The following is a 16,296-nucleotide window of genomic DNA, read 5'->3' as shown; positions in this document are numbered from 1 at the left end:
CACAATGCCGGAGCAGAGCACGGAGAGTTGCCGATGAAAGCCGTCGTCTTCGAAAAATTCGGCGAAGCGCCGAGAATCCAGACCGTGCCGGATCCTAAACCGGCCGCCGACGGCGTCGTCATCAAGGTCGAGGCGACCGGGCTCTGCCGCAGCGACTGGCATGGCTGGATGGGCCATGACGATGGCATCACACTGCCGCATGTGCCGGGCCATGAACTGGCCGGCATCGTCGTCGCCGTCGGCAAGCAGGTCACCCGCTGGAAGGCCGGCGAGCGCGTCACCGTGCCGTTCTGCGTCGGCTGCGGCCGCTGCTTCGAATGCAATTCGGGCAATCATCAGGTCTGCGAACACCAGACGCAGCCGGGATTCACCGCCTGGGGATCGTTTGCCGAATATGTCGCTATCGAGCATGCCGACACCAATCTCGTACGCCTGCCCGAGGAGATGGAGTTCGCCACCGCCGCCAGCCTCGGCTGCCGCTTCGTCACCTCGTTTCGCGCCATTGTCGACCAGGGCCGGGTGACGCCGGGGGAATGGGTGGCGGTGCATGGCTGCGGCGGCGTCGGCCTGTCGGCGATCATGATCGCCAGTTCCATGGGCGCCAATGTCATCGCCATTGACCTCACCGACGAGAAACTGGACTTCGCCAAAAAGATCGGCGCCGTGGCGACCATCAACGCCGCGACCACGCCGAACGTGGTCAAGGCGGTCAAGCAGATCACCAATGGCGGCGCGCATATGTCGATGGACGCGCTCGGCCACCCCACGACATCGTTCAACTCGATTGCCAATCTGCGCCGGCGCGGCCGCCACGTGCAGGTCGGCCTGATGCTGGGCGAACATGCCCGCCCGCAAGTGCCGATGGACAAGGTGATCGCCTTCGAGCTCGAAATCCTCGGCAGCCACGGCATGCAGGCCTACCGCTACCCCGCCATGATGGAGATGATCCGCACCGGCAAGCTCAAGCCCGAACTGCTGGTCGGCAAGAAGATCAGCCTTGATGAGGCGCCTGCGGCGCTGATGGCGATGGGCGGGTTCGAGGGGATTGGCATTGGGGTGGTGACGAAGTTCTAGGGCGGAGTCGCCCTCCACCACCAAACTCCTAGCGTGCAAATTTCTTCGCCCCGAACACGCAGGCCACCACGCCGAGCGTGACAACAATCATCAGCGGACTGACCTGCTCGTGCAGCAGCGACGCTGCCAGCGCCAGGCCGAAAAAGGGCTGCAGTAGCTGCAACTGCCCGACGGCAGCGATGCCGCCTTGGGCGAGGCCGCGGTACCAGAACACGAAGCCGATCAGCATGCTGAACAGCGAGACATAGGCGAGACCCATCCAGGCGCCGGAGCCGACGCCGGCGAAGGACGACGGCAGCGTCGCGAACGTCAGAACCAGCATGATCGGCAGCGAGATCGCCAGCGCCCAGCAGATCACCTGCCAGCCGCCCAGCCTGCGCGACAATGCCGCCCCCTCGGCATAGCCCAGGCCGCAGACGATGATGGCGGCCAGCATCAGGCCGTCGCCGACAGGTGAGGCCGTCACGCCTTGCATCAGGGCAAAACCGGCGACCAGCGCGCTGCCGATGCAGGAAAACAGCCAGAAGGCCGGGCGCGGACGCTCGCCACCGCGCAGCACGCCGAAGATCGCGGTGGCCAGCGGCAGCAGGCCGACGAAGATGATGGAGTGGGCAGAGGTGACGTGCTTGAGCGCCAGAGCGGTGAGCAAGGGAAAGCCGACAACCACCCCAAGGGCGACGATCACCAGCGACAGAAAATCGCTGCGCGCCGGGCGCTTCTGCTGGAACAGGACGAGCATCGCGAGACCAAGCAGCCCGGCAATCGCGGCGCGGGCCGAGGTCAGGAACGTCGGATCGAACTCCGCCACGGCGACGCGCGTCGCCGGCAGCGAGCCTGAGAAGATCAGCACGCCGACGAATCCGTTCAGCCAGCCGCTCGCGGTCTTGTCCATTCCAGGCTCCATTGCTTTCGACCTCTATCGGGCAAGTGCCTATGGTGCAGCCAGAGACAATGCAGTACAATTCCGCAAAACTGTAATGGCAGGTCGAGCAGTACGGATGAAGGAACTCGCTTTGGAAGCGGACGGCGCGCCCACCGTTCTCGCGACCACTCTGGTCGAAACTGTGATGGCGACCATCCGCCAGCGGATATCGGCGCGCAGCCTGACGCCGGGCGCGCGGCTGCCCTCGATCCGCGCCTTCGCCAAGGCCATGCAGGTGTCGAAATCCACCGTCGTCGAAGCTTATGAACGGCTTGCCGCCGAAGGCGCGATTCGCTCCCGGCCGGGTTCGGGTTTTTATGCCGCCGGATCGCTGGCGCCACTGTCGCTGGCCGAGATTGGACCCCGGCTCGATCGCGCCATCGATCCGCTGTGGGTCTCGCGCCAGTCGCTGGAAGCCGGCGACGAGATGCTGAAACCAGGCTGCGGCTGGATGCCGGCCTCGTGGATGCCGCAATCGGCCTTGCGCCGGGCGCTGCGCACCGTGGCGCGCGCCGACGATGTCGACCTAGCCGATTACGGCACGCCGCTCGGCCTGCCGCCGCTCAGGCAAGTGCTCGCGCGGCGCATGGCCGGCCACGGCATCGAGGTCTCGCCCGAACAGATCATGCTGACCGAATCGGGCACGCAGGCCATCGATCTTCTGTGCCGCTTCCTGATCGAACCCGGCGATACCGTGCTGGTCGACGACCCCTGCTATTTCAATTTCCACGCACTGCTGCGCGCCCACCGCGCCAAGGTCGTCAGCGTGCCCTACACGCCATCGGGGCCGGACATCGAGATGTTCGCGCAGGCGCTCGCCGAGCACAGGCCGCGCCTCTACATCACCAATTCCGCCATCCACAACCCGACCGGCGCGATCCTGTCGCCGGTCACTGCGCACCGGCTGCTGAAACTCGCCGACCAGTCGGACCTGACCATCATCGAGGACGATATCTTCGCCGATTTCGAGCACAGCCCAGCGCCTCGGCTGGCGGCGTTCGACGGCCTCAACCGCGTCGTCCATATCGGCAGCTTCTCCAAGACGCTGTCGGCCTCGGTGCGCTGCGGCTTTATCGCCGCACCCCGCGACTGGATCGAACAGCTCACCGACCTCAAGATCGCCACCACCTTCGGCGGGGGCAGGCTGGCGGCCGAACTGGTGCTGACGCTGCTTAGGGATGGCAGCTACCGCAAGCACATGGATCTGCTGCGCGCGCGCCTTTCCCGCGCCATGGGCGAGACGAGCGCGCGCCTGAAGGCGATCGGCATCGCGCCCTGGATCGACCAGCCCGCCGGACTGTTCCTGTGGTGCGGCCTGCCCGATGGCGTGGACGCAGCCGAAATCGCCCGCCGCGCGCTGGCCGACAACATCGTATTGGCGCCCGGCAACGCATTCAGCCTGTCGGGAACCGCCAGCCGCTTCCTGCGCTTCAACGTTGCCCAGTGCCAGGACGAGCGGATTTTCAGGGTGCTCAAGGGGGCAATGGCGCGCTGAGGGCTCAGCGGGAGGCCGCGCAGACCTCCCGAACGCAATCTCGCAGCCAGCGTTGCGCCGGATCGGCATCGAGCCGTGGATGCCAGAGCATCGAGATGGTGACCTCCACCGTGGCGACCGGCAGCAGAAAGCTGACCATGCCGGCGCGTGCGCCTTGCGTGTGCCGTTCGGGCACGCTGGCAATAAGGTCCGAAGCGCGCGCCATGGAGAGTGCAGCCGAAAAGCCGGAGACCATGCACGCCACGGTTCGCTGCAGGCCGAGCAGCGCCAAAGTCTGATCGATCGGCCCTCTTTCCCGACCCCGCCGTGAAACGCTGATGTGGCGGCCGGCCGCGTAGCGTTCAGGCGTTACCGCGCCTTCACTCAAAGGGTGGCCGGCTCGCACAGCACCGACGAAGCGGTCGCGAAACAGCGCCTGTATCAGCACTTCAGGTCCGGCCTCGCCGGCAACGCCGATTTCGAGGTCGATGTCCGCGTCGCGCAGCGAGGCGACATCCTTGTCGGATTTGGGCCTAAAGCGCAGCCGCGCGCCCGGCGCCTCGGCCTGGATGCGGGCGACAAGACGCGGCCCGAATTCCTCGACGAACCCTTCATTGGTGCGCAGCGTGAAGATCTGGTTCAGCTTTGCCAGATCGAGCAGCCTGGCGGGACGCAATAGCGTTTCCGCATCGTGGACGACACGGCCGGCCTGCTGCCGCAATGCCTCCGCGCGCGGCGTCGGGACCAGGCCGCGGCCGGCGCGGACCAGCAGCGGATCGCCGGTCGCTTCCCGCAGCCGCGCCAGCGTGCGGCTCATCGCCGAAGGGCTGAGCCGCAGCCGGGTTGCCGCGCGAGCCACGCTACCTTCGGTCAGCAGGACGTCGAGAGCGAACAGCAGATTGAGATCTGGCGATGCCATCGGCGGATTGTAGCACATGCCATGGCGTTTGGTGCACGAATAAGATGCAAATGATGCGCCTTCCGCCATTCCATCCTGACGACTAGATCTCCGACAGGTCCGGTTGCGGGACTGACAAGGAGGAAATCGCCATGGCAATTGCTGAGCAGAACGAGTGCGCATCGGCGCCGCACAACACCCGGTCCGCAGGCCTGGCCCACTCTCCTGTCTTGGCATTGGCCAGCCTGTCGCTCGCCACGCTGCTGTCGTCGCTTGGAACCAGCATTGCCAGCGTCGGACTGCCTTCCCTCATGCAGGCGTTCGGTGCGCCGTTCCAGTCCGTGCAATGGGTGGTTCTCGCCTATCTGCTCGCCATCACGGCCCTGATCGTCAGCGCCGGTCGGCTGGCCGATATGCTCGGCCGCCGGCCGTTGCTGCTCGGCGGCATCGCGCTGTTCACACTGGCTTCGGTGCTCTGCGGCCTGGCGCCGACGCTCTGGCTGCTGATTGCGGCGCGCGCCGTACAAGGACTGGGTGCCGCGCTGATGATGGCGTTGACGCTGGCCTTTGTCGCGGAGACCGTGACCAAGGAGAGAACCGGCAGCGCCATGGGCCTGCTCGGCGCCATGTCGGCGATCGGCACGACGCTCGGACCCTCGCTCGGCGGCTTGCTGATCGCCGGCTTCGGCTGGCGGGCGATCTTCCTCGTCAATGTGCCGCTCGGCCTCCTGACCTTTGCCCTCGCCTCGCTGGCCCTGCCTGCCCGCGACAAGACTGCGGAAGCAGCTCAAAACAGCTTCGATGCGATCGGGACGGTCTTGCTGGCCCTGACGCTGGCCGCCTATGCATTGGCCATGACGCTCGGCCGCGGCCATTTCGGCGCCCTCAACACCGGCCTGCTGGTTGCCGCCGGCATCGGCGTCGTTCTGTTCGGCGTCGCGCAGAAGAGGGCGAAGAATCCCTTGATCCGGCTTGCCCGGTTGTACGACATCCGGCTCAGCGCCAGCCTCGCCACGAACCTCGTTGTCGCCACAGTGATGATGGCGACCCTGGTGGTCGCTCCATTCTATCTGTCGCGAGCGCTGGGGCTCGACGCTGCGATGGTCGGCGTGGTCCTGTCGACAGGTCCGCTGGTCTCCGCGCTCTCGGCGCTCGTCGCCGGCCGCCTCACCGATCGCTTCGGCGCGCACAGGATGATGGTCGTCGGACTGTTCAGTCTTGCCGTCGGAACCTCATTGTTGTCGCTCGCCGCAACAAAACTCGGCATTGCCAGCTATATGGTGCCGATCGCCGTCACCTGCTTCGGGTACGCCCTGTTCCAGACATCCAACAATGCCGCCGTCATGAGCGGTGTCGCTGCCGGCGAGCGCGGCGTGGTGTCCGGCCTGCTCAATCTGTCGCGCAATCTCGGCCTGATCACCGGCGCATCGCTTATGGGCGCCATTTTTGCGGCTGCCTCGACGGGAGAACGGCAAAGCCAGGACATGCTGACCTCAGCGGCAGCCGCGCGCGGCATGCAGGTTACCTTTCAGACGGCAACGGTCCTGGCGGTGGCTGCGCTGTTGCTGGCACTGCTCTCGACCCGCGCCGGCGGCAGGCTGTCGGTGCGGCAACAGCCATCATGACCGAAGATAGGGAGCTTACGCTCCCGCCCGCTTGCGCCGCTCATAAAGCATGACCAGCGTTTCGGCGGTCAGCGCCGGCCTCTGTTCGCCCTCGATCTCGACCGTATTGGCGGCCTTCATCAGATACTGGCCCGGCCCCTTGTCCTCCACCGACAACAGCGTCGTGCGCAGCCGGATGCGTGCGCCGACCCTGACGGGCGCCAGGAACCGCACCTTGTCGAAGCCGTAATTGAAGGCGGCTTGCGTGTTTTCGGGGACGATGCCCATGCCCAGCGCCAGCGCGCCGATGATCGACAGCGTCAGATAGCCATGCGCGATCGTGGTGCGAAATGGGCTCTGCCGCTTCGCCCGCTCCGGATCGACGTGGATCCACTGATGGTCGCCTGTGCATTCGGCAAACTGGTTGATGCGGTTCTGGTCGACGGTCGTCCATTCCGACACGCCGAGCTCCTGCCCGGCCATCGCCCTTAACTGCTCGAAGGTCGGCGGCGTTTTCGGCCGTAGTTCCGTCATTCCTGCTTTCCCGGTGGCTCCCAGTGCCTCGGACCACGAACGGACGGCTCCTGTCAATTCGCCCGTTGCGATTCCGTTCCGCCATTTTCCGCCAAACAGCGTCCCTCGTCCATGCTCATGCGCCGCAACCGGCCACTCCTCTCATGGTTGCGTTGAGAGTCACTTCTTGTCATAGCCCGAGCGGATTTCCTCCATCGCTTCCTTGATGCGGCTGCGCAGGATTTCGATCGATTCGGTGCCGGATTTCTTGACCAGCTCGGCCACTTCGCCGGCATTTTTCAGGGCGGCTTCGAAGGATTTCCTGGCGAACTCCGCCTGTTTTGTCATCAGTTCCTGGGGATTGCCCGGCGCCTTGTAGCTCTGCGCCATGTCGCTGACTTCACGCAGCGTGTCCTGCAGCATCTCGCGCTGTCTGGACAACAATGAGGTCGCGCCGGCAGCTCCCGCCCGCGCGGATCTTTCCAGCGCCTCGAGGTTCTTGCGGTGATGCGCGAGGATCGCCTCGACATTCGGCACCTTCAGGTCACGGCCGAACCGGCTGAACATGTCCAGGAACGAATCGGAGTCGGGTTGTTTGGCCATTGCTCGTGCTCCCCAGTTGTCGCAAATGCTGAACCCTGTTCTGGACAATAGCACTCGCGCGCCGTGTGTCCATTCGCACGCCCAAGCAATTCAGCGGCAAATGCAGCATCAGCCAGCGAGAAACAGCCTCTCCGCCGTGTAGAGCACGATACCCGCCAATCCGCCGATAATCATGCCGTTGAAGCGGATATATTGCAGGTCCTTGCCGATGTTCATCTCGATCAGCCTCGTCAGCTGGGCGAGGTCCCAGCGCTTGACCTGGTCGGCGATGAATGTCGACACACCGCTCTTCTGGCTCTCCACGAACGACGACAGCGCCACGACAAAGCCCCGGTTCATGTCGGCCCTGATCTGCGGATCGCCTGAGAGATGGCGGCCGACCTCGACGAACATGTTGGCGAGATGCGCGCGAACAATCGAATTCTCCGCCTTGGCGTCCTGTTCGATGAACACGCTGAGGCTCTGCCACATGTCGCCGGCGAGCGACTTCACTTCCGGCCGCGCCAGGAAATCGCGCTTCAGCTTCTCGGCCCGTTTGGCGTATTGCTTCGAGGTTCTGAGCCGCTCGATGAAGCTGTGCGCGAAACGGTCGAATTCGGCGCGCATCGGATGGTCGGGGTCGGCCCGCACCTCGTCAAGCAGCGAACCGGCGGAAGCGACGATCTTTTTCAGCAGATAGGCGTCGGCTCTGAACAGGTTGAACAGCGACGGCAATTCCTCGCGGATTTTCTCGCGCATGGTCGCCAGCGCCTCTTCATCGTTCAGGAACCGGCCGATCACCCTGGTGAATTCGTCGAAGAGTTTCTGGTGGCGGCGGTCGTCGGTCAGTGCCGACAGCAATTCGGCCGCGAGCGGCGCCAGCGGCACCTTGTCGATCTGCTCCAGCATGCGGCTGGTGACGAAGCCGCGCAGGCCGGATTGCTCGATCGCCGCAAGCGTCTGCGGGACCAGCCGTACGACGAAGCGTGACAGGCCGGCAGAGCGTTCGGCGTCAGTCAGCCAGTCGGCGACGAGTGCTGCAAAATCGACCTCGGCCAGCTTTTCCCGCACCGGCTCCGGCGCCAGAAAATTGACCTCGATGAAGCGGCCCAGATTATCGGCGATGCGGTTCTGGTTCGCTGGGATGATGGCGGTGTGCGGGATCGGCAGGCCCAGCGGCCGCTTGAACAGCGCCACCACCGCGTACCAGTCGGCCAGGCCGCCAATGGTCGCCGCCTCGGCGAAGGCCGCCACGAAGCCCAGCCACGGATACTTGGCCTCGAACGATTTGGCCACGGCAAAAACCACGACGCAAAGCACCAGCGCAGCCGTGGCGAGGAACTTTGTCCGCCGCAACGCGAAAAGCTTGGCGCCCGTCTCGGCATCAAAACCGCCAGGCGCCAGGGACGAAGCCGATTGGGACATGATACGCCGCTCCTCATCGATCTCTTGGCTATCTGGCATGGGCTATTTAGGGGGTGTTTGGGCCCGTAGCATGATCGGATGGGCCGATTTCGTCCGGGAATTGTCGGTTTCGCACGCAAAGTTGACAAGAATGTTCATCTATCATGCAATGCCAGTCTGGAATTGTTCCAAGGTATAGGCCATATTCCGATCAGGCCAGTGTGGGCGAATCCGAAACTCCGGGTGAGAAAGCCGCACCAGCACAAACTAAAATCTGGTGCAGTTCCAACGCGCCAGGACTCGGGTGAGGAATGAAATGCGGCTGACGCGCCAGACCAACTACGCCATGCGCATCCTGATGTATTGCGCCGCCAACAACGATCGCCTGAGCCGCATCCCCGAGATTGCGGCCGCCTATTCGGTGTCGGAGCTTTTCCTGTTCAAGATCCTGCAGCCGCTGGTCGAGCATGGCCTGGTCGAGACGGTGCGCGGCAGGAATGGCGGCGTGAGAATCGGCCGCCCCGCCGAGCAGATCAGCCTGTTCGACGTCGTACGGGTGACCGAAGAGAGCTTCGCCATGGCCGAGTGCTTCGAAAACGACGCCGCCGAATGCCCGCTGGTCGACAGCTGCCAGCTGAATTCGGCGCTGCGCGAGGCGCTCAACGCCTTCTTTGCCGTACTCTCCCGCTACACTATCGCCGATATGGTGGCGGCGCGCCCGAATGTGCGTCATTTGCTCGGCATCGACATGCTGGTCCAGCGAGCTCCGGCCGCCTGAGTTTTCTAGTGCATGTCGCTCAAAAGTGGCCCCGGTTTTGAGACAACGACATGCATAAAAACAAAGACCTAAAGCGCGTCGCCTGAGTCCGTTCAAACGCGACGCGCTTTTAGGCGGCTGACTGCGGCAAGACGAACGGCATGTTCGCCGCCGGCAACACACCGACCCTTAGCCGACAATCGAACACCTTTTCGATCAGATCGTCGCTCAGCACCTCCTGCGGTGAACCGTCGGCGGCGAGCCGGCCGCGATGCATCACGAAAATCCGGTCGGCATACATGGCCGTCAGATTGAGGTCGTGCAGGATGGCGATCACACCGCCGCCGCGCCGGGCGAAATCGCGGGCGATGTTCATGATGATCAGCTGGTGCTTGATATCGAGGCTGGAGACCGGCTCGTCGAGATAGAGATAGCGCGGCTTGCCGTCCAGCACCGGCGCCCAGACCTGGCACAGCACGCGCGCCAGCTGCACACGCTGTTGTTCGCCGCCCGAAAGCTCCTGATAGAAGCGGCCGGCAAAGCCGTCGAGGTCGACCCGCGCCAGCGCCCGCTCGGGCAGACGATCATCTTCGCCCGGCAGAACGCCGGAACGGCCGCCGATAAGGCCGAGCCTGACCACTTCGTGCACGGTGAAGGGAAAGGACAGCGTCGCGGTCTGCGGCAGCACGGCACGCACGGTCGCGGCCTCCACCGGCTTCATCTCGGAGAGGTCGCGCCCGTTGACGGCCACTGTCCCCGTAAACGCCAGATCGCCCGACAACGCCTTCAAGAAAGTCGTCTTGCCCGAGCCGTTCGGTCCTACGATGGCGGCGATCTCGCCCGGCCGTGCGACAAAATCGACATTAGCGACGATGCGTTTGCCGCCCATCGCCACCGAGACATCGCGTGCTTCGATCATGCCGCCTCACAAGTCGATTACGCCGCGCTTGCGCAGCAGGATCCAGAGGAAGAACGGCGCGCCGGCGATCGCCGTGACGATGCCGATCGGCAATTCGGCCGGCGCCACGATGACGCGGGCAACTGCGTCGGCAAGCAGCAGCATCGAGGCGCCGAGCAGCGCCGATGCCGGCAAGAGATAGCGATTGTCCGGACCGATCAGCAGCCGCAGCAGATGCGGCACGACGATGCCGACAAAACCGATGCCTCCGCTGACTGCGACAGAGGCGCCGACCGCTGCCGAGACGCCGACGATCCCGGTGTATTTCAGCCGCTGTACCGGGATGCCGAGATGTCCGGCCGTCGCCTCGCCGAGCGCCAGGGCGTTGAGGCCTTTGGCCAGGAACGGCATTGCCGCAAGCGCCAGGATGATGATCGGACCGACGGAAGCGATCTTCGGCCAGGTCGCGCCGCCCAGCGAGCCCAGTTGCCAGAAGGTCAGGTCGCGCAACTGCCGGTCGTCGGCCATGAAAATCAGGATACCGGTCAGCGCCATGGCAAGGGCTGCGAGCGCAATGCCGGCAAGCAGCATGGTAGCGACCGATGTGCGCCCCTGCCGCGTGGCGACGCGGTAGAGCACCAGCGTGACCGCAAGGCCGCCGCAGAAAGCGGCGAGCGGCAAGGCCAGCCCGNCCAGCCACGTCGTGCCGAGCACGATGACGGCGACCGCGCCGAGGCTCGACCCGGCGGAAACGCCGATCAGGCCGGGATCGGCGAGCGGGTTGCGAAACAGGCCTTGCATGACCGCACCCGATACGGCCAGTGCCGCCCCGATGAGCACGCCGAGCAGCACGCGCGGCATGCGGATGTCGTAGACGATCAGCCGGTCGCGGGCGCCAAGCGCGGCGTCGGCCGGCACGGCGCCGGTTAGCCAGTCACGAATGACACCGACGGCCGATGCATCGGAAGCGCCCGACCTCAGCGACAGGAACATCGAAAGGGCAAGCGCCACACACAGGAGCACAATAACCAGGCGAGCGCGCCCGGAACGATCGCCCTCGGCCACCTTGCCCGCCGCGCCGGCGATCGACTGATCCACCATCGGCTCAGTCCGTGACCTGGCTGCCATAGAGCGAGGCGGCCAGATCGTGGATGGCATCGGCCGTGCGCGGCCCGAAGCCGAGGAGATAGCTGCCATCCATCAGGGTCAGCTTGCGGCCTTCGCCCGCCGGCGTCGAGGTGATCGACGGGATGGCGAACAGCTCGGCCTCCGCAATCGGCGGGCCGGCATTCTTCATGGCCAGGATCACGTCCGGCCTGGCAGTGACGATCGCCTCGTCGGACATCTGCTTGTAGCCGGAAAAACCTTCGACCGCATTGACGGCACCGGCGAGCTTGATGATGCCGTCACCGGCGGTGTCGGTGCCGGCGGCCAGGATCTTGCCGCCCTGGATCGACAGCACGAACAGGATGCGCTTGCGCTGCTTGATCGACGCCGTCTGCTTCTCGGCCGCCTTCAGCTTGGCGTCGGTCTCAGCCACCAGCGTCTCGGCCTTGGCGTCGACGCCAAGCGCCTTGCCGACGATGCGGATCTTTTCCAGGATGCCGTCATGGCTGTAATGCTCGGGCACGTCGATGAACGGAACGCTCGACTTTTTCAGCACATCGACCGCTTCCTTCGGCCCACTGCCATGCAGCGCCAGAATGCCCGAAGGATTGACCGACAACACGCCTTCCGGCGACAGCTGGCGCATATAGCCGACGTCGGGCAGCGCGACCGCGGCGGCGGGGTAGCGGCTGGTCGAATCGCGGGCGACGAGATGACCTTCCTCGCCAAGCGCGTAGACGATCTCGGTGATCGAACCGCCGATCGCCACGATCCGCGACGTGTCGGCCAACACGGCCACGTTCTCGCTGGCCGGCACTGGGGCGGCAATAAACAGCGACAGGCCCATGGCCGCGGCAAGCGTCCTGAACAGTGAAATCATCGTCGTTTCCTCAGGCTGCGGTCGGGCTTGGAATGCGCGGCAGGTTCTCGGCAAGGAACCGCCAGTCGTCGCGCTCGCCCTCGCCTTCACGGCGCTTGCCGAAGAACTGGATGATCATCTTGCCGTCGGCGCCATAGGCTTCGAGCGAGGTGACATGACCGTCCTTGGTCGGTTTGCGCACCGCCCACACCTCCTGGATGTGGTCGGTGCGCAGATGCAAATGGAAGGTCTCGTCCATGACGTTGATCCACGGCCCCATCGGCTTGATCGACTTGACCGGGCCGGAATGGATCTGGATGCAGCCTCGGTTTCCGACAAAACACATGATCGGCATGCCGTCGGCGGCGGCATGGTGGAACATGGCGCCGATGGCGTCATTGTCGAGCAGCCAGGCATAGTCCTGGCCGACCATGCGCACGGCCTGGCGGCGGGTGAGCTTCAGCGTTTTCAACATGCCAAAGAACTGATGCACGTCGGTCAGCCGGCTCCAGCGGTCGCGCAGATCATCGATGTCTGCGGCAATGCCCGACGTCTCCGCGTCGTCGTCGGCCAGGCCTGCGATAGACACGGTCGCCTCCTGGTTCGGCGATTCGAGTGCGGCCACGAGCTTCTGGTAGGCATAGAGATTGGACGCCGGCCGCAGATGCACCTTGTGCACCGCATCGCCGGCCGCGTCGAAGAATTGCAGGCTGCGGCGGATGTCGCCGCCGTCGCGCTTCTCGACGGCAAAGCCATGCGCCCAGACCTTTGGAAAGATACGCAGGTCGATGTTTTCGCCCAGCACCATGGCATTGTGCGCGCCTGTGACAACCTTGTCGTAGACGCCGATCTTCTCGTGCACCGCGCTTTCGTTGCGGGTCAGTGCCATCACTTCGCCAACGGCATCGAGGCCTGTCAGAAGATCGTTGACCCTGGGCTCGACGCGCACGACGCCGTCGCCGCAATGCGCGGCCACCAGCTCGGCCTCGGAAATACCGAGCTCGGCGGCAAGATCGCGCTCGCGCGCTTTCGGATTGTCTGCCCGCGCCCGCCGGATTTCATGCGGGGCGGGTTTTGCGCGCTGGTCCATGTCCTGCTTACCTGTCTGCCGTGTTTGGTCGTTTCGTCACTTGTTGAGGATGAGCTTGCCCTGGCGGGTGATCTTCAGCCGATAGAGCGCGCCATGGTGCTCGATGCCGATCTCGTGCTCGCCCTGGAACAGCGTGTTGGAGGACAGCGTCCGCACCGCCAGCGGCACCCGGTCGAAGCGGGTCGGCGTCTCCTCGGAACGGCGGACGCGGTAACGGAAGTCGTTGGGATTGTGGGTGTTCATCTCTTTCGATCCCTTTCCTGTGCCGGGCAACTGGCTAGGCGTTGCAAAAATGCCGATTCATTTCTTGACTCGAATAATCATGTTTATTAGTCAGTGCAGTACCGGACCAAATGAGTCAACATTTAAGACGCCGGACAGAATGAAAAATGCCAGCGAGCACCAAGCCAGCCAGCATCGAACCTGGAATTTTGGAGTTGGGGCATGGGCTTGGGAAATTGTGGACGACTGGGTCTGGCGAACGCCGATCCGGTGCATCGGCCTATGGCAAAGGCAATGGCAGCCTTGCTTGCGGGGGCAGCGACGATCGCGCTGCTGACATCGCCGGCCAGCGCTCAGCCGGCCGCTGACCAGGCCGACCAGACCAGGAAAACCGTGGACACCAAGCCGGCGCCCGCCGGCGCGACCCTGCTGGACAAGATCCTCGTCATCAGCCGCACCGGCAAGACGGCAATCGAATCGCTGGCCTCAGCCAGCCATGTCGACCAGGAACAGCTCGACCGCCGCATGGCGACGACGCCGAACGAAATGCTGCTCGGTGTGCCTGGTGTCGCCGTGCAGGCCGATGCGCGACGCGTCAGCTCCAGCATCAACATCCGCGGCCTGCAGGATTTCGGTCGCGTCGCCGTCATCATCGACGGTGCCAGGCAGAATTTCCAGCGCTCAGACCACGGCACGCAGTCGACCTTCTATGTCGATCCCGAGCTCATCAAATCCGTTGACGTCATTCGCGGACCGACCGCCAACACCTACGGCTCCGGCGCCATTGGCGGCGTCGTCTTCTTCGACACCAAGGATGCGGTGGATTTCCTCAGACCGGGCGAAACCTGGGCCGGCTCCGTCACCGGGCGCTATGAAAGCAACGGCAAGGGCTGGACCGCCAGTGCCAGCGGCGCCTACAAATTCAACGACGATTTGGATGTGCTGGGCAACATCGTCTACCGCGACTACGGCGACTACAAGAATGGCAGCGGCGACACCGTCGCCGGCACCGGCTTCGACCTGCTGAGCGGCCTGCTCAAGACCACAATCCGCCCCAGCGAAGACAGCGAATTGAAGCTCGGCTGGGTCGGCTCGAGCGACGGCTGGACGGAAACCAGCGGCGGCGTGCCGGCCAACGACGTCGACCTGAAGTCGAACACCTTCACCGCCCGCTACAACATCACTGACGACGCCAGGAGCTGGCTCGATCTCCACATCAACGCCTCCTACAACAAGACCAATCTCGACCTCACCACGCTGGTCCCGCAGAACCGCTTCGATCCGTCGACCGGCCTTCCCGTGCTGCTGCCCGTCGGTTCGACCTCGACCTTCGACGTTGGCACGGCCGGCGTCGACATCTGGAACACGTCGCGCTTCGAAACAGCCGGTGTTGCGCACGAATTGACCTATGGCGGCGACTGGGTGGGTGACGATGTCGAGACCGGCGGCACCGCCGGCGGCGACAGCTTCTACACCCCATCGGGCAAGCGTAGTGTTTCGGGCGCCTACATCCAGGACAAGCTCACCTGGGACTGGCTCGAGGTCATTGCCGGGCTGCGTTACGACAATTACAGCCTCGAAGACAGCACCCACGAAACGTCAGGTGATCGTCTGTCGCCGCGCATCACCGTTGGTGTCACGCCCTTCGAAAGCGCCAGCCTGGCGGGCCTGCAGTTCTATGGCACCTACGCGGAAGGCTACCGCTCGCCGTCGCTGACCGAAACGCTGATCAGCGGCAACCATCCGGCGGGCGTCACCTTCCCGTTCCTGCCCAATCCGAACCTGCGGCCAGAAACCGGCAAGACCACTGAATCGGCGTCAACTACAAGCTGAACGACCTTATCGAGGCCGGCGACGCGTTCCGGCTCAAGGCCGGCTACTTCCACAACGATGTCGACGACTACATCGAAGGCGTCACGTTGTCGGCATTCGACCCGACCAGCGGTTGCCCGTTCGGCCCCGGCATCCCGATCTGCTTCCAATACCAGAACGTCGCCCAGGCCAAGATCAACGGCTTCGAACTGGAAAGCGTCTACGATGCCGGCTGGGGCTATGCTGGCCTCTCAGCCTCGATCATCAACGGCCACACCATCTCCGATGAAGGCGAGCGGGCCGACCTTGCCACCATCCCGTCCTCGCAGGTCACCGGGCAGCTCGGCTTCCGCTTCCTTCAGGACAAGCTGACCGTCGGCGGCGAGGTGCAGTACAACGGCAAGCCGAAGGGCAACCCCGTGGCCAAGGATTATACTCTGGTCAACGCCTTCGCCAGTTACCAGGCCACCGACAATCTGAAGGTGGACTTCCGCGCCGACAATTTGTTCGACGTCAAATATACCAACCCGCTGAACGGCGGCACCACCGCCGTCATCTATGAACCCGGCATCACGCTGAAGCTGGCCGCAACCATGCGCTTTGGAGGCTGACACCCATGACAAGTTTGACGGCATCGCTTCGCCTCCTGACCTCGACGCTGGCGATGTCGCTTGGCTTGATGCCGGCGTGGGCTCAGTCCGCGTCGGCTCCGCAACTCAGCCTCGAGCTCAATGCCGCGCAGCCCTCCGAAAAGGGTTGCCGGCTGACCTTCGTCGTCAACAATGCGCTCGGCGCCGATCTTTCCAAGGCGGCATTCGAAATCGCGCTGTTCAACGAGGCCGGCATTGTCGACCGCCTGAGCGTGCTCGACTTCAAGGACCTGCCGGCCGGCAAGACCAAGGTGACCCGCTTCGACCTCGCCGGCACCGACTGCACCAAACTCAGCCGCGTGCTGATCAACAGCGCCACCGAATGCGCCGGCGTCGAACCGGGCGCCTGCATGCGCGGCCTGAAGACGCAGACCAAGACCGGTATCGCATTCGGCGTCTGAGGTGGGCCTGCATCCCGCCTTCCTGCACG

The 16,296-nt window shown here is 64.4% G+C and carries 17 protein-coding genes; 7 read left to right on the top strand and 10 right to left on the bottom strand.

What is annotated here, in order from left to right:
• Nucleotides 1-33: 33 nt before the first annotated feature.
• The gene (locus tag X728_RS162635) at nt 34-1,074 is read left to right on the top strand and encodes a zinc-dependent alcohol dehydrogenase family protein (protein WP_023688171.1); all 1,041 of its coding nucleotides are present in this window, start codon (nt 34-36) and stop codon (nt 1,072-1,074) included.
• A gap of 28 nt (nt 1,075-1,102) precedes the next feature.
• Here the strand turns inward: X728_RS162635 and X728_RS162640 are convergent, their stop codons facing one another.
• Nucleotides 1,103-1,966, bottom strand: a complete 864-nt coding sequence (locus X728_RS162640; RefSeq protein ID WP_023830582.1) for a DMT family transporter — start codon at nt 1,964-1,966, stop codon at nt 1,103-1,105.
• A gap of 106 nt (nt 1,967-2,072) precedes the next feature.
• On the opposite strand from X728_RS162640, the gene X728_RS162645 reads away from it, so the two are divergent.
• Entirely contained in the window at nt 2,073-3,491 is a 1,419-nt protein-coding gene (locus X728_RS162645; RefSeq protein ID WP_023830581.1) for a PLP-dependent aminotransferase family protein, read from the top strand.
• A 4-nt stretch (nt 3,492-3,495) separates the two neighbouring features.
• Here the strand turns inward: X728_RS162645 and X728_RS162650 are convergent, their stop codons facing one another.
• Nucleotides 3,496-4,389, bottom strand: coding sequence for a LysR family transcriptional regulator (locus X728_RS162650; protein WP_023688168.1), 894 nt, complete (start codon nt 4,387-4,389; stop codon nt 3,496-3,498).
• Nucleotides 4,390-4,520: 131 nt separating this feature from the next.
• On the opposite strand from X728_RS162650, the gene X728_RS162655 reads away from it, so the two are divergent.
• Nucleotides 4,521-5,993: an MFS transporter gene (locus X728_RS162655; RefSeq protein ID WP_023830580.1), complete on the top strand. Its 1,473-nt coding sequence runs from the start codon at nt 4,521-4,523 to the stop codon at nt 5,991-5,993.
• A gap of 15 nt (nt 5,994-6,008) precedes the next feature.
• On the opposite strand, the gene X728_RS162660 is transcribed toward X728_RS162655, so the two are convergent.
• The 3 genes from X728_RS162660 to X728_RS162670 all read right to left on the bottom strand — a co-directional run bounded on the left by X728_RS162660 (nt 6,009) and on the right by X728_RS162670 (nt 8,492).
• Nucleotides 6,009-6,506 carry a MaoC family dehydratase gene (locus X728_RS162660; RefSeq protein WP_023681725.1) on the bottom strand — a complete coding sequence of 166 codons (498 nt, stop codon included), beginning with the start codon at nt 6,504-6,506 and terminating at the stop codon, nt 6,009-6,011.
• A gap of 159 nt (nt 6,507-6,665) precedes the next feature.
• On the bottom strand, nt 6,666-7,088 hold the full coding sequence (locus X728_RS162665; RefSeq protein ID WP_023672638.1) for a phasin family protein: 423 nt from the start codon (nt 7,086-7,088) through the stop codon (nt 6,666-6,668).
• Nucleotides 7,089-7,196: 108 nt separating this feature from the next.
• On the bottom strand, nt 7,197-8,492 hold the full coding sequence (locus tag X728_RS162670; RefSeq protein ID WP_023739062.1) for a DUF445 domain-containing protein: 1,296 nt from the start codon (nt 8,490-8,492) through the stop codon (nt 7,197-7,199).
• Nucleotides 8,493-8,787: 295 nt separating this feature from the next.
• On the opposite strand from X728_RS162670, the gene rirA reads away from it, so the two are divergent.
• Complete coding sequence (gene rirA / locus X728_RS162675) at nt 8,788-9,249, top strand: iron-responsive transcriptional regulator RirA (protein ID WP_023672640.1); 462 nt, start codon at nt 8,788-8,790, stop codon at nt 9,247-9,249.
• A 109-nt stretch (nt 9,250-9,358) separates the two neighbouring features.
• Here the strand turns inward: rirA and X728_RS162680 are convergent, their stop codons facing one another.
• From X728_RS162680 to hemP, 5 genes are all read right to left on the bottom strand, one after another.
• Nucleotides 9,359-10,147, bottom strand: a complete 789-nt coding sequence (locus X728_RS162680) for a heme ABC transporter ATP-binding protein (RefSeq protein WP_023830579.1) — start codon at nt 10,145-10,147, stop codon at nt 9,359-9,361.
• Nucleotides 10,148-10,153: 6 nt separating this feature from the next.
• Complete coding sequence (locus tag X728_RS162685; RefSeq protein WP_023830578.1) at nt 10,154-11,227, bottom strand: iron ABC transporter permease; 1,074 nt, start codon at nt 11,225-11,227, stop codon at nt 10,154-10,156.
• A gap of 4 nt (nt 11,228-11,231) precedes the next feature.
• Nucleotides 11,232-12,113: a hemin ABC transporter substrate-binding protein gene (locus X728_RS162690; protein ID WP_031194752.1), complete on the bottom strand. Its 882-nt coding sequence runs from the start codon at nt 12,111-12,113 to the stop codon at nt 11,232-11,234.
• A 10-nt stretch (nt 12,114-12,123) separates the two neighbouring features.
• On the bottom strand, nt 12,124-13,182 hold the full coding sequence (locus X728_RS162695; RefSeq protein WP_023830577.1) for a hemin-degrading factor: 1,059 nt from the start codon (nt 13,180-13,182) through the stop codon (nt 12,124-12,126).
• Between the two features lie 36 nt (nt 13,183-13,218).
• Nucleotides 13,219-13,425, bottom strand: coding sequence for a hemin uptake protein HemP (gene hemP, locus X728_RS162700; RefSeq protein WP_023673860.1), 207 nt, complete (start codon nt 13,423-13,425; stop codon nt 13,219-13,221).
• Between the two features lie 273 nt (nt 13,426-13,698).
• Here hemP and X728_RS01000000166155 point away from each other — a divergent pair, with 273 nt between their 5' ends.
• The 3 genes from X728_RS01000000166155 to X728_RS162705 are packed head-to-tail and all read left to right on the top strand — an operon-like array spanning nt 13,699 to nt 16,267.
• Nucleotides 13,699-15,237 (top strand): TonB-dependent receptor, encoded by a 1,539-nt coding sequence (locus tag X728_RS01000000166155; protein WP_280791129.1) that lies wholly within the window; start codon nt 13,699-13,701, stop codon nt 15,235-15,237.
• Nucleotides 15,216-15,827 (top strand): TonB-dependent receptor, encoded by a 612-nt coding sequence (locus tag X728_RS1000000172020; RefSeq protein ID WP_348625622.1) that lies wholly within the window; start codon nt 15,216-15,218, stop codon nt 15,825-15,827. Before X728_RS01000000166155 ends, X728_RS1000000172020 begins: the two co-directional genes overlap by 22 nt.
• A gap of 5 nt (nt 15,828-15,832) precedes the next feature.
• Nucleotides 15,833-16,267 (top strand): hypothetical protein, encoded by a 435-nt coding sequence (locus tag X728_RS162705; protein ID WP_023673858.1) that lies wholly within the window; start codon nt 15,833-15,835, stop codon nt 16,265-16,267.
• Nucleotides 16,268-16,296 lie beyond the last annotated feature (29 nt).

Origin of the sequence: Mesorhizobium sp. L103C119B0, from assembly GCF_000502235.1 — a bacterium.
In the GTDB taxonomy this organism is placed as follows: domain Bacteria; phylum Pseudomonadota; class Alphaproteobacteria; order Rhizobiales; family Rhizobiaceae; genus Mesorhizobium.
The sequence above is the reverse complement of the archived record's forward strand: the minus strand, read 5'-3'. Positions and strand labels throughout refer to the sequence as shown.